Raw genomic sequence first — 14,167 nt, 5'->3', positions numbered from 1 at the left:
AGCCTATTCTTCCCAAACCATTATTGTTTTGCCGAATGACTTGTGAGTGTCCTTTTCAAATGCGTTTTTAATATCTGTTGTTGTCCTAACAACATTTACAGAGCTCACAAGGTTTCCGAGGTAATCAATAATTTCAGGGTGCTCAACATACATATTAACGGTTTTTTGAAAATCCTCAACACCGCTTCTTGATGAGCCGAACATACGTATACCCTTTTCCAAAATCATTCTTGTGTTGATAGGCACAGGGTATTCGCTTACACCTAAAATGGAGATGGTAGCCTCCGGCTTGATAAGTCCTATTATTTGTTCAATAGCAACAGGGCTTCCGTTTCCGCCCACACATTCAAATGCGTGGTCCATTGTAAAGCCGTCGGGAACATCGTTTACAAGATAGGTTTCGTCTGCAAATGTAAAGTCCGAAAGCTTTTCGTAATTGGTACCGAAAACAACGATTTTTGATTGCGGGAAGGTGTATTTTAGGAAAAGCGAGGTGATGTAGCCCAAATTGCCGTCGCCCCATACACCGATAGTTTCTCTGCGGTTGTGAGCAATTTTGTCAAATCGTGAAATTGCGTGAACCGATACCGATACAATTTCGGTAAATGCCGCAACATTTCTGTCAATGTCATCGGGGAGCTTTACCAATCTTTTCGGTGAAATTTCAACAAACTCCTGCAAAAGACCGTCCATTGATGAGCCACAGAATTTTGACGAACGCAAATAGTTTTCTGCGATGTATTCGTCCTCTTCTGTCGGACAGTTAGGCACCATAACCACAAGGTCACCCGGCTTGAATTTGCCGGAAGGGTCGTGCATAACCTTACCTATGCCCTCGTGAATAAGCGCCATAGGCAGCTTTTCGGCAAGCACCTTTGCATCACGGGTGCCGAGATAATATCTCATATCCGCATTGCATATGGAAAGGTTAGTCGGTCTTACTATCGCATTTTCACCGTACATACTGATGTCGTCAAATGCAATTTCAAATCGTCTTGGTGCAACCAAGCGATATATTGTGTTAATCATCGGATTCGTCCTCCAGCAAAGACTTTGCCACCCTTAAATCATAAGGGTAGGTTATCTTCATATTGTAGGTTTCGCCCTGCACAAGAGCAACCTTTTCGCCCTTGATGACAAAGATTTTTGCAGCATCGGTAAGGATGTTCTTTTCTTCGTCGGTCAGGCTTTCATACATATTTTTTAGCTTAAGTGCCTTAAATGATTGCGGTGTTTGTCCCTGATACATTTTGCTTCTGTCGGGGATGTTGGAAATGGTTGTGTTATCCACAGCCTCTACGATTGTATCGGTTGCAGGCACAACTGTATCACAGGCACCGAACTCCTCGGCAGCCTTGATGTTTTCTTCAATAATTCTGTGGGTAACAAACGGACGAACAGAGTCGTGGGTAACGATGATTGTGTCGTCGTTAAGGTTGCCCTCGCCGTCGATAAATTTGATTGCGTTCATAATAGTTTCGTTTCTTGTGGTACCGCCCTGAATAACGGCAACCTTGTCCTTTGCGGGAGCAATGTGCTTTTCAATCAGGTTTTTTGTATGCTCAACCCATTGGCTCGGGCAAAGCACGATAACCTTTTCAAATTCGGGAACGATCAAAAACTTTTCAATAGTATAGATAATGATTGGCTTGCCCTTAACAGTGAGATACTGCTTTGGCTTGTCACCGCCCATTCTTGAGCCTATACCGCCCGCAAGAATTACACCGTATGTCATAATATTATTATCTCCTTATTTAAGTTGGTTTAGTAGATTTTCAAGGCTGTTGCCGTTGCAAAGTGCAAGGTACTTTTCCTTGGTTTGATTATAACCTGTATAATCGTATTTTTCAATATCCAAAATGCCGTTAATGACATCATAAATGCTGTTGAATACAGGAAGCTTAACCTCGTTTTCAAAATCAATAAGAGGTTCAATTTCAGACAATGCCTTTGCCGTGTTGCCGGTATAAAGGAATATAGGCTTGCCCGTAGCTGTAAATGAAAGTATCGGTGCATTGATGTTGCCTATCGCGATGTCTGCAATAGAGAGTAGCTCGTATGGCTTAAAGCTTTCGCTTACGTCAACAATGCTGTCTGCATAGTATATTGAGGTTTCTGTCATATTTGCAGGATTTGTGTAGCACTTTAGGAGCACATAATCCTTGTAAAGATATTCATACATTGCAGAGTCATCAATAGGCTCACCGTTTGTGCTGATGTATGCAATAATTTTTCTGCCCTTTAGCTTCGGATACTTTTCGTAAAGCTTGTTAAGGAGCTTCTGCCTGTTTTCCTCGTTGAATAGGATGTCGCTTTTAACATCACCGATTTCAAGCACCTCAACATCTTTGTTAAAGCCTTTTTTGAGCAATTCACCGGTTGCCTTGCTCGGTGCAGTAACAGCGGTAACACTGCTGAACAGCGGTGCGTTTTCGTATATCTCTCTGCGCAGACCGCTTCTGTATTTTTTCGTTGCGTATCCAAATGCAGAAAGAGGGAACGCGTTAGACGGCAGATAGATTACCTTTGTTTCGCTTCTAAGCTCAATGCTGTCAAGCAATGTGCTCGGCTTGTCAATTATTATGAACTGTGACTGTGCAATGATTGGCATAGCCTCGTCAAGATTACCCGATTTTACAAGCTTAATGCCTGCCTGCTTTGCAAGAAGCTTGATTTCCTTTGACTTGATGTCAAGTGCAATGACGCTGCCCTTTTTCAGCTTACTGCTTTTAAGGGAAGCATAAAGGCTTGTCGCAGCTTCCTTTTGCCTTTTAACCTTTTCAACTCTTTTGAAGTATGGTGTTTTACTGCTTTCAACCTTAGGCACGGAATAGAAATGCTCAAATTTTTCACATTCCTTTCTATGCGCCTGTGGGTTTTCAAAAGCCGTGTCGATTATTCTTTGCGTTGCGTGACCGTCGCACGAGCGCATAAATTTGTATCTAAACTCTTGAATAGCCTTTTTGTCAAATCTTTCGTCGATGTGTTGAATGTAGTCAATCATTTCAAGATTTGTTTTTGCAATCAAGCCCGGAGCAAGCTCGTAGTAGTCGTAGTAAAAGCCTCTCCAGTCAAAGTACTCGTCAAGGTCATATGCAAAGAAAATCAGCGGCTTTTCAAACAAGCTGTATTCGAATACAAGTGATGAGTAGTCGGAAATACAAATGTCAGACACAGAAAGCAATTCTTCTATGCTTAATATGTTGCCGACATCCATTGCAAAATCCTTGTATGCCTCGGGTACGGCAGGGGGATTTTTAACAACAGGATGATGCTTGATAAGAAGAACATACTCCTCGCCGAGAGCCTCGTAAAACATTTTGATGTTGAGCATATCGGGAGTTTCTGCCTTTGCAACTCTGCCTCTGAAGGTCGGGGCATAAAGTATAATCTTTTTGCCCTTTGCCTGAGGAACAAGCTCGTAAACATGCTCTCTTGCTTCGTTCAGGAATTCCTTGTCGTAAAAGATGTCTGTTCTGCTCGAGCCGGTTGCCTGAACAATGCCTGTGCTTTCATCAATATTCATAGCCTCGTTGTATGCCCAGATAACCTCGGGTGAGCTTACCGTAACAAGGCTGTAATTCTTGTTAAACGGATGCCTTAGCTGTTCCTTTCTTGAGGCGCCGAACAAAAGGTCGGCGGTGGAAAAGCCGAATTTCTTAAACGCACCGCAACCGTGCCACAGCTGAATAATCTTTGTCTCGTGGCGTAGCGGCATAGCGGACATTGTATTTGATGCTTCGTTCATAAACACATACTTTGCGGTTGCAATATCCCTAACGGCATCAAGGCAACGCTTTCTGAAATCTGCTCTGATTGTGCCGTTGGTAAGCAAAAAGTGTGTGTGAATGTTGTAGTCGTAATTGTTTGCAAGCTCGTCAAACATAACCTGCATGCTGTTTGTAACATGAGGGTGCCTAACCTCAACAAACACAACCTTTTTTTCGTCAACAGGAGCCTTTGCCGCCTCCCTGTAAGCCTTTGGAATTTCCCTGTCCATAAGCTTGCACATAAACGCATATCTGCCTGCTCTGTGTATGGTTTTAATTATGTTGCTGTTAAGACTTAAAAAATTGTCAAGTATTGCCTTTTTCACCTTGTGATTTGTGCTTTTATCCTCTGTCTGGATAGACCTTAGCTCCGCATTTTTTTTATTGTTTTCGTTCATTTTGTACTCCATATTGCTTAGGCTGCCGCCAATCTAAATAAAGTATTTTGTAAGAATTATATCATAATAATGCTAATAAATCAACCGGAATAATTTTGTATATAAAAAATGACGATAATTCCAAAGGCAAGCCTGCCTTGCCCTGTGTTTTTGCAATTAAAGAATCCTTTAGCATAAGCTGCTCTCCTTTGATTGTTTATGTATCAATTTTACCATTTATCAGCTTGTGTAAATATTTTGTTTATTCTTTAGACGATATGTGTTATAATTAGCTTGTAAAAAAATTAGGAATGGTGTTGCTATGAACGAGATTAAGTGCCCAAAATGCGGCGAGGTTTTTACTATTGATGAGGCGAGCTATGCCTCTATCGTAAAGCAGGTTAGGGATAACGAATTTAATGCAGAGATAAGGAGTAAAGAGCTTGACTTCGGCAGAGATAAGGAAAATGCCCTGCGTATTGCAAAGGCGGAAAGTGACAAAGAGCTGCAGGAACAGCTTTCAAAAAAGGATTTTTTAATTCAGGAGCTTCGGTCAAGGCTTGAGCAAAAGGACTCCGAAAGGGAGCTTGCCATTACAAAGGCAGTTGCTCAAAAGGACGCACAGCTTGGTGAAAAGCAGCTTGAAATTTCACGCCTGTCCTCCGCTATTGAAAGCAGTAAAAATCAATATGCCCTTCAGGAGCGAACAATCAAGGAGGGCTTTGAAACTCAGCTTCGTTTGCGTGACGAGGAGATTGAAAGGCTAAAGGACTTTAAGGCAAAGCAGTCCACAAAAATGGTGGGCGAAAGCCTTGAGCAGTTTTGCTTTGATGAGTTTAATAAAATCCGTATGACTGCATTCCCGACGGCGTATTTTGAAAAGGATAACGACGCACGCTCCGGCAGTAAGGGTGACTTTATTTATCGCGAGTGTGACGAAAACGGCGTTGAAATTATTTCCATTATGTTCGAAATGAAAAATGAGATGGAAACCACAGCCACCAAGCATAAAAACGAGGATTTCTTTAAGGAGCTTGATAAGGACCGCAGGGAAAAGAATTGTGAATATGCCGTGCTTGTGTCTCTTTTGGAGGCTGACAGCGATTACTATAATGCGGGTATTGTTGATGTATCGTATCAGTACGAAAAGATGTATGTCGTTCGTCCGCAATGCTTTATTCCCATTATCACTCTGCTTCGTAATGCTTCACTCAATTCGCTCAAATACAAGCAACAAATGGAGGTTATGCGTAATCAAAATATAGACATAACCAATTTTGAAGCAAGCCTAAACGATTTCAAAAACGATTTTGCCTATAATGTAGACCAAGCACATAAAAGGTTTGACGAAGCAATTAAGGGTATTGACGACACAATGAACAAGCTTCAAAAAATCCGTGACGCCCTCACAAAGTCGGATGACCAGCTCCGCAGGGCAAACAATAAGGTGGAAGCCGTATCAATAAAAAAGCTCACCAAGGGCAATCCGACAATGGCCGCCAAATTTGATGAGCTGAAAAACGGTTAAGACAACGAATTATTACCGTTACACCGGGAGGTTCTTATGGACGATTTCAATCAGAATTTTAATTTTGAAAATCAGCAGAATAATCAGTATTATCAACCTGATAACCAGAATATTCCGCAGGAAAACCAATATTACCAACCTAATAATCAAAATGTTGCGCAGGATAATCAGTATTATCAGCAGGACGGTCAGTACTATCAGCCGGGGAATCCTAACGATAATCAGTATTACAACCAAGATTGGCAGGACTTTCCGTATTATAATTATGATAACCAAGAGCAAAAGGAAGCGGATAAGCTTGTAAAGGCTTATGTTATCTGCTTAATAATGCCTATTCTTTTTGCAGGAGTAGGAAGATTTCCAATGCTTATCATAGAGTATCTCGGCGGTAATTTCGCCTTTTCAGGAACTCTTTTATCAATAATATCTTACATAGTTAACAGCGTTGCCAGTGTGCTTGCGCTGGCAAAGCATGCTATTGCCATAATTGGCAAGGTTAAATATCCAAACAACAAAACCCTGTCCACAATATTTACGGTGGATATTGTGCTGTTCTTAATTGCTGTTGTTGCGGTAATAGTGTTTATGTTTGCTTTTATCAAGATGTGCGAGGATTGCGGCTGATATGAATTGGTATGCATTCTTTCTGCTGTCGGGCTTGCTTTTGTATTTTTTGTTTGTGTTTTTGCAAGCAAGAAAATACAGAATGGAGATGTATAAATCTGTTATATTGATAGTAATGGATTTTGCATTTGTTTTGCTTGGGGCAAAGCTTTTGGCAATGGCACAGGAGCATTCGTTGGATGTGTTGAAAACAGGATTTTCCTCTTACGGTGGGCTTATCGGTATTATTGTCAGCACGCTTTTGTTCATTAAGCTGACATCTGTTCCTGCACGGCAAATCCTTATTGTGTCGTTAATGCCCGTCCCTCTTGTTTATGGGGTAGGGAAAATAGGTTGCTTTATCGCAGGATGCTGTAAGGGTATTGCAATAAACGGTACAACGGTTCCGGTTCAGCTTTTAGAGGCTGTGTCGTTTTTGCTTGTGTTTATGCTGTTTTATTATTTTTACAAAACAAGACAGGTCACTGTTAATTACATATATTCAGAGGTGCTTGCCTGTGCAATTATAAAGGGCATGTTGTACTATTTAAGGCAGGAATCCGTAGGCAATCCGTTTGGCAGTCACCAATGGCTGTGCCTTTTCTGTGTTATTATTTCTGTATTTTTGCTTGTATACGGTAAGAATAAAAATAGACCTAACAATAAAACACCGTTTGTAAGCCGATGAGCTTGCAAGCGGTGTTTTTATGCTGATAGACTTAATGCTTATTATTTTCGGTACAGCTGTCTTAATTGTGATAACTCGAATTATTACCGATTTCGTATGTGCTTCTGTCTAAATCAACAGTAACTGTTGTGCCGTCGGAATATATGGCTTTCTGACGGCGGTATGAGCCTAAAAATTCGTGCCTGACCGTTTTCCTGCGGTCGCAGTGTAAAAGGTCCGTTATGAACAAGTGCAAGGTGATTTAGAAGCTACATTGCCGGCTCCTCCGAGGACATAATAAAGCCCTTGTCGTTGAGATAATCAAAGCAATCTGCACGGTGCTTTATGCTCTGTTTCTTCCGTTTGTGCATAATGAAAGCACCTATATTGCATACAGCAAAAACGGTGACTGTCGTGATTGGGATATTTTTGAAGCCGATAAATCAACAGCCGAAATATACAGAATTACCGAAAACGGAAATGAATATATCAGAGAAATTCCAATTAAGAACAACAAGCTTCATATAAATAACCCCGAACAAATTGCATATTTGGTTATACTGAAATAAACATAAAAACACATTGCCTATGATTGCAGGCAATGTGTTTTTTATAATTGTTCCCAAGAAATATTGTTACAGTTTTTAGTTTTGATTTTCTTTCCTGAAAAATTGTTATTCTTGATTAAAACTCCGTCGGTATCCTTTGCGCTTATACAATAACCGCTGTAATTCCTAAAGGTGTTGCCGATTATCTTAATGTTCCTGTGCACCGCACCTGCATACACCTTGTTTTCGGGCTTTATCAAAATAGGCGTTTGACCGCAGTAATCAAAGGTGTTGTTTTCTATCGTAACATCTCTGCACATTCCGCTTTCGTACCAGCTTTTTGCATCGTCGGACAGCAGAATACCGCTCATAGTTGTGCTGACGAAATGATTGTTCTTAACATTCACCCTGCCTCTTGTGGTAATCAGCAGACCTCTTGTGATAATCCTTGTCATATAATTATTTTCAAAATCGAGGTCAGGACAGGCACTTATGTCTTCAATAACATTGCCCACCTTTGCTTTGTCCGTATTGCTGACGGTGAGCCTGATGTTATACTCATCAACAAGCTCCGATTTTTCAATAACCGCCGTGCCCTCCTCAAGCAAGGTGTCGGTGTTGATGTATGCGATGGTGTCGCCCTCTCTTAAAGGATTGTATCCGTGCGATTGCGGGTGCATAAAGCGAACGGTTAGCTGATTGTCGTTAATATCCGTAATCTTAAAATGAACGCCGTGGACATTCAGGCTGTCGTCACCAGCACCGTCAAAATAACTGTTTTTAATTGATACGTTTCCTCTGCACATACAGATTTGTATAAAATCGGCAACCGATGCTACCTTCCTTGCCGAGTCCTTTTCGGGTGCAAATTCAACGCCTTCAACGGTTATGTCCTCGCTGTCCTGTGCAACGAGGGCAAGCGAGTAACTAAACCTTTGCTTAATATTTTCAAGCATTACATTTTTGCATTTGTTAACAAATATTCCCGCAAACTGACGGCGAACATCAAAAACATAGTAGCAGTCACCCGTTTTGAATCTAAAGGTATTAGGGTACGTAACACGAATTTTTCTGTTCCCCAAATCTTGTATCTTACCTGCGGCAAGAAGCGGATGACAAACTCTTTTTATTTTATCGGGTGTATTCTTTCTGATTTGTCCTATCCACCATGCGTTTTTTGCTTTATGGTCAATAGCGTAGCGGTAATCCTTTGAAAAGATATAGGCTTTACCGTCAACAAATTCAAGCTGTGTATCTTTGTCAATTTCAAAATCAACGCCGAACAATCCCTTGCGCACAACCTTAAATTCGTGCATGTCGGGGTGGCTGTGGCGAATTTCAATGTTCTTGAGGGTAATGTTTTTACAGTTTTCAATTGCAATATTTGTCACCTTGCCGTCAATTACAAAAACTGAATCACAGCCGTCAACAGTGATGTTGTCAATACCGTTAAGGTAAAAGGGAACTGCGTTGAGATGTGGTGTTTCGTCCTTTGAAAACTCATCATCGCCAACGGTATTAGTGATGTAAAGCATATATTTTTTGCATTTTTCACTGTCTATGTAATATGTGCCTTTATCAAATATAACTGTTTTTTCATCATCAACGGTTTTCAAATAATCAAAAAGCCCTATCAGCTTTTTTGTTACATCCTCATCTGTGCAAATGCCAAAATCCCTTGCGTAAATAGCTTTCATATTTTAACCCCTCTTTTAAGCTTTGTAGTCTATTATAGCATATAACAACGTGATTTGTTAAGGAATATTGCTCGATTATTTATAAAATCACCAAAAGCGGATTAGACTTGATGTTCAATCTTTTTTATCCCCTCAGTTTTGCTTCGCTCAACAGCTCCTCTTACCTCAAGGGTAGCCGTGTATATTCTATTTTGGTGTTGCTTATGTCGTTTCACGCCGTTTTAATGTCGTTTTACGCCAAGTCTATTGCAATTTTATTTTGGCTATTGTATAGTTGCAGTGTGTACCTTTGGTATATATGATGTTGCACAATTACAAAGGAGGACGATAATATGCAACAAAAATCAGGAATCAAAAAAATGTTGTGCGTATTGTTAAGCGTTCTTATGCTTGTGTCGGTGTGTCCTATCACCGCATCTGCATACGAAGGTGTAACCTTTAAGGCAATTGACGGAACACGCGGTGCAAGCACTGCCGGTGGAACGGAAAACTACGATAAGCTTTTTGACAGTGATTTGAACACAAAATGGTGTGTTACAAGTTTTTCATCGGCTTACGTGGTTATTGAGGCTTCAAGTGCCGTTAAGGTCAGCGGTTACCAAATGTCTACCGGTAACGATACAGCATCAGAGCCATCAAGAAATCCTAAGGATTGGGTTCTTTACGGCAGTAACGACTATAATGCCGAAACAAAGGCAGGTAAATGGGATGTAATCCATAAGGTTATCGGCGATACAGTTCTTCAAAGTGAAAATAAAACAACATTTTCATTTGCCTGTGACATGACAAATGTTGAGTACAAATATTTCAAGCTTGAAATCACAAAGAATTCAGGCAGTGAAAGATGTATGCAGTTAAGTGAATTTGCGTTTACCGATTGCGCTCACGAAACAACAGTTGTCGGCACTGGTGAAGCAGATTGTGCAAATTACGGCTATGTTGAAAAAAGCTGTAGCGTTTGCTCGCTTACATACAAAATGATTACCGAGGATGCAAAAGGTCATGATTGGACAGAGGTTGACAGAACACCTGCAACCTGTACCGTAAGCGGAAAAATCAATCAAAAATGCTCTGTTTGCGAAGCAACTCAAACAGTAAACGACCCCGATGCACCCGCAAAAGGTCACAATTGGGCAGAGGTTGACAGAACACCTGCAACCTGTACCGAAGGCGGAAAAATTAATCAAGAATGCTCTGCTTGTAACGAAACAAGAAGCATTTATGATCACAATGTGCCTTCATTGGGCCATGAATTTGATGTTGACGGACATTGTACACGTTGCGGTGCATCTATTAAAGCAACGGTTACGGCAGACAGCGCGACAGCCTTTGTAGATGAGAATGTCAAAATTTCGGTTGCCGGCGAATATCTTTTCTATAGGGTTACTGTACAGAAAGACGGTATGTTTACATTTTACACAACAGGTGGCATTGATATTGATACCTGTGGTTACCTTCTTTCGTCAAGCGATATTAATACTGATAACCCAATTATGGAAGATGATGATGACGGTGAAGGAAATAACTGTCGTATTGATTATTGTGCCTCTGAGGGAGAAACTGTTTACTTTGCAGTTAGGTATTATAGCCCGTCAACAGTAGATGAGCTATTCAATGTTCATATTGATTATAAAGAATCATATGTTGACAGCGGCGTTTTCTATGTTAAAGATACCGATGCCGACACAGGAAACGATTTTTATTATGTTGGCGGATATAGGTTCGACACTCCTACCGATGTAACAATTCTCAGCGAAATAAATGGCATTCCCGTAACATATATTGAAAAAAGTGCCTTTGAGGATTGTGAATATTTAACAAGCGTTACAATTCCAAGCTCTGTTAAAGCAATTTATGATTATACATTTTGTGACTGCAAAAATCTTAAAACAGTAACACTTGGTGAAGGTATTGATTCTATCGGTAAAAGCGCTTTTTACGGTACTGCAATTGAATCCATAACAATTCCAAGCTCTGTTAAAACAATTTATGAAAAAGCATTTTTTGACTGCAAAAATCTTAAATCAGTAACACTTGGTGAAGGTATTGATTCTATCGGTTACTGCGCTTTTTCCGGTACTGCAATTGAATCCATAACAATTCCAGGCTCTGTTAAAACAATTTATAACCAAGCATTTCGTGACTGCAAAAATCTTAAAACAGTAACACTTGGTGAAGGTATTGGTTCTATCGGTAAAAACGCTTTTTTCGGTACTGCAATTGAATCCATAACAATTCCAAGCTCCGTTAAGACAATTAATCAAGGCGCATTTGGTGAATGCATAAATCTTAAAACAATAATACTTAATGAAGGTATTGAGTATATATATGATTGGGCTTTCGGAAATACTGCCGTAGAATCGGTAACAATTCCCGCAAGCGTTAAAGATTTCAACGGCTCCGTATTCGCTTGCTGCTATGATTTGAAATCAATCAGCATTGCAGATGCAAATGAAACATATAAGTCAGTTGATAATGTTGTTTATTCAAAGGATGGAACTGTCCTTATCTTTACTCTTCCGTCATTAACAGGCACCTTCGTTGTTCCTGAAGGCGTTAAATCAATTGAATATTATTCATTCTATGCTTCCTTGATTTCGGGAGTAAAGCTTCCTTCAACAGTTGAATATATCGGTTATGATGCTTTTGAAGGCTGTTATAATCTCAGCTCGGTTGAATTAAATGAAGGACTAAAAGAAATAGATGACTATGCATTTGGATATTGTGAAAAGCTCTTCTCGGTTAAGCTTCCCTCAACACTTGAAACAATAGGCAATAGTGCTTTTTCCGATTGCGGTATTTATTGTGTTGATGTTCCTGCCTCAGTTACTGAAATAGGCAGTAATGCATTTTCTGACCCAAATATTGAAGCAATCATAATTAACGGTAAAGATACTACTTTATCAATTTATTTTGTTTATGAATCTGTTACAATTTACGGTCACACCGGCTCCACCGCTGAGGCATATGCAAATAATAGAGGCAATAAATTTGTTTCAATAGATTTGGAAGAAGGTGTGGAGTGTACTCATTCCTTTGTTAAAGATGAAATTATTACAGCACCAACCTGCACCTCAAAGGGACTTGCAAAAACAAAATGTGCAATCTGCGACGCCCAAGGTGAAAACGCAGAAGTTGAAATGACTGAGCATAATGCTCCGGTAGGCGTTTGTGTTGATTGCGGACACAAGGAGTCTTTTGTAAGCGATGTTAAATTAAACCAAAGCATAACCTGTACCTTTAGTGACACATATCAAATATCAACAGCATGCTTTACTGCTACTAAGGACGGAACCTATACCGCAACTATCAGTGATATGAATGGTATTGATGATTTTGTTGTTGCATCAAACACTGCGAGAGATGAATTTTATTTTGAATCTGAAAAAGAGACAATGGTCTTTGAACTCAAGGCAGGAGAGCAGATATTCATCGCAGCAATGACCCACGACCCGACGTCCGATGCTTCATTCAAAGCAACAGTAACATGTAATCACACAAATATGAGCACAACTGATGCTACATGCGCAGTTTGCGGTATCGCAAATCCAAATTATGTAGCACCAACACCTACTCCTACACCTACACCTGAGCAAACCCCAACAGATTATAGAATTTTAGATGGTGCAAACAGCAGTTGGACACAAAATTCTGACGGAAGCCTTTCCGTAAGAGGAAGCGGAGAATTTTCCAAGTTCGTTGGAGTTAAGGTTGACGGAGTCCTTATTGATGCTGAGAACTATACTGTAAAGGAAGGTTCTACCATTGTTACACTGAAGGCGGATTATCTTAATACCCTTTCTGTTGGAAGCCATACCCTTGACATTGTATGGAAAGATGGTTCTGCAAGCACAACATTTGTTGTTAATGCAAAAGAGGTAGCAAAAACCGATACAGAATCTTCAAGTGATACAAAATCTCCGCAGACCGGTAACAACAGCATGATGCTTCTTTGGATTGCTATGCTATTTGCTTCCGGCGTAGGTGTATCGTCAACATCCGTTTTTGTAAAAAAGAAGAAAAAACAAGTTGATTAATTTGATTTTTTAGGCAGGCATATATTGCTGCCGTTACCACAAATATAAAGGCCTTGACAAAGCAGTTGTTACTGTTCTGTCAAGGCTGATTTTTTTGTTTTATTAGATAAAAAATATAGTTCTTGCACTTTAAGATTATAATATGATATAATATTTTACGCGTAATTACATTTTGATTTTGAACGGAGAATAGACTTGTCGGTTTTATACGGAGTAACCTGCGTTGCTTCAATAGTCTTGTTAGCAATTTGCAGTGTTTCATATAGAAAAGAAAATAAGTGGCTTATGTGGCTGTTTCTTTCAGTAGCAGTAACGAATATTGGGTATTTTGCTTTGTCGGTGTCGCCGAATTTAGTATTAGCCATTACATCAAATACAGTTGCGTATTTAGGCAGTGTGTATATTTCTGTCTTTATGTTTTTAACTATCGCATCAATGTGTAAGCTGAAAATACCTAATAAGGTTGTTGCACTTTTGCTTTGCATAGGTGTAATAGTTTTTGTTATTGCCACAAGCGCTTGGTATTCGGATATTTACTACGTTGATGTTGCTATTGAAAAGGTTAATAATGCAACGGTCCTTGTTAAAACATACGGTGTTTTGCATCCAATATATAAGGTATATGTAATCCTTTATCTTGTGGCAATGATAGGAATTCTTGTTTATTCCTTTATAAGAAAGGAAAACAGGAGTGTATATGTGTCATTGTACCTGTCATTTTTGGTTGCAATAAATATAGGAATATGGCTTGTTGAGTCTATTCTTAAAACCAGGTTTGAATTCCTTTCCGTTTCGTATGTAATTTCGGAAATACTGCTCATTATGTTTTACAGCATAGTGAAAAAATTTATTGATGCATAAAATGCCCCACCCAAGCCGATAAAGACGGTTGAGTATTTTGATAGCAGGGATTCTCAAGCAGCTGCGGATGAATTTGCAC

10 protein-coding genes are annotated in these 14,167 nt (G+C 39.8%); 6 read left to right on the top strand and 4 right to left on the bottom strand.

Going from position 1 to position 14,167, the window contains the following annotated elements:
- Nucleotides 1–3 precede the first annotated feature (3 nt).
- The 3 genes from Q0P34_RS00540 to Q0P34_RS00530 are packed head-to-tail and all read right to left on the bottom strand — an operon-like array spanning nt 4 to nt 4,168.
- Nucleotides 4–1,029: an alcohol dehydrogenase catalytic domain-containing protein gene (locus tag Q0P34_RS00540; protein WP_294951432.1), complete on the bottom strand. Its 1,026-nt coding sequence runs from the start codon at nt 1,027–1,029 to the stop codon at nt 4–6.
- Entirely contained in the window at nt 1,022–1,735 is a 714-nt protein-coding gene (gene ispD, locus Q0P34_RS00535) for a 2-C-methyl-D-erythritol 4-phosphate cytidylyltransferase (RefSeq protein ID WP_294951430.1), read from the bottom strand. Before ispD ends, Q0P34_RS00540 begins: the two co-directional genes overlap by 8 nt.
- Before the next feature lie 15 nt (nt 1,736–1,750).
- On the bottom strand, nt 1,751–4,168 hold the full coding sequence (locus Q0P34_RS00530) for a CDP-glycerol glycerophosphotransferase family protein (RefSeq protein WP_294951428.1): 2,418 nt from the start codon (nt 4,166–4,168) through the stop codon (nt 1,751–1,753).
- A 301-nt stretch (nt 4,169–4,469) separates the two neighbouring features.
- Here Q0P34_RS00530 and Q0P34_RS00525 point away from each other — a divergent pair, with 301 nt between their 5' ends.
- The 4 genes from Q0P34_RS00525 (at nt 4,470) to Q0P34_RS00510 (ending at nt 7,514) form a co-directional block, all read left to right on the top strand.
- Nucleotides 4,470–5,675, top strand: a complete 1,206-nt coding sequence (locus tag Q0P34_RS00525; RefSeq protein WP_294951426.1) for a DUF2130 domain-containing protein — start codon at nt 4,470–4,472, stop codon at nt 5,673–5,675.
- A gap of 36 nt (nt 5,676–5,711) precedes the next feature.
- Entirely contained in the window at nt 5,712–6,299 is a 588-nt protein-coding gene (locus Q0P34_RS00520; RefSeq protein ID WP_294951424.1) for a hypothetical protein, read from the top strand.
- Nucleotide 6,300: 1 nt separating this feature from the next.
- Nucleotides 6,301–6,966 carry a prolipoprotein diacylglyceryl transferase family protein gene (locus Q0P34_RS00515; RefSeq protein WP_294951422.1) on the top strand — a complete coding sequence of 222 codons (666 nt, stop codon included), beginning with the start codon at nt 6,301–6,303 and terminating at the stop codon, nt 6,964–6,966.
- 344 nt (nt 6,967–7,310) lie between these two features.
- On the top strand, nt 7,311–7,514 hold the full coding sequence (locus Q0P34_RS00510; protein WP_294951420.1) for a hypothetical protein: 204 nt from the start codon (nt 7,311–7,313) through the stop codon (nt 7,512–7,514).
- A gap of 41 nt (nt 7,515–7,555) precedes the next feature.
- Here Q0P34_RS00510 and Q0P34_RS00505 read toward each other — a convergent pair whose 3' ends face one another.
- On the bottom strand, nt 7,556–9,190 hold the full coding sequence (locus Q0P34_RS00505; RefSeq protein WP_294951418.1) for a right-handed parallel beta-helix repeat-containing protein: 1,635 nt from the start codon (nt 9,188–9,190) through the stop codon (nt 7,556–7,558).
- A gap of 332 nt (nt 9,191–9,522) precedes the next feature.
- On the opposite strand from Q0P34_RS00505, the gene Q0P34_RS00500 reads away from it, so the two are divergent.
- Both Q0P34_RS00500 and Q0P34_RS00495 read left to right on the top strand, forming a co-directional pair.
- Nucleotides 9,523–13,227, top strand: coding sequence for a leucine-rich repeat protein (locus tag Q0P34_RS00500; RefSeq protein ID WP_294951416.1), 3,705 nt, complete (start codon nt 9,523–9,525; stop codon nt 13,225–13,227).
- 195 nt (nt 13,228–13,422) lie between these two features.
- On the top strand, nt 13,423–14,088 hold the full coding sequence (locus tag Q0P34_RS00495; protein ID WP_366783398.1) for a histidine kinase N-terminal 7TM domain-containing protein: 666 nt from the start codon (nt 13,423–13,425) through the stop codon (nt 14,086–14,088).
- Nucleotides 14,089–14,167: the final 79 nt, after the last annotated feature.

This window comes from uncultured Eubacterium sp. (genome assembly GCF_945980375.1).
GTDB lineage: Bacteria > Bacillota > Clostridia > Oscillospirales > Acutalibacteraceae > Eubacterium_R.
This window is presented reverse-complemented; position numbering and strand designations above follow the sequence as displayed.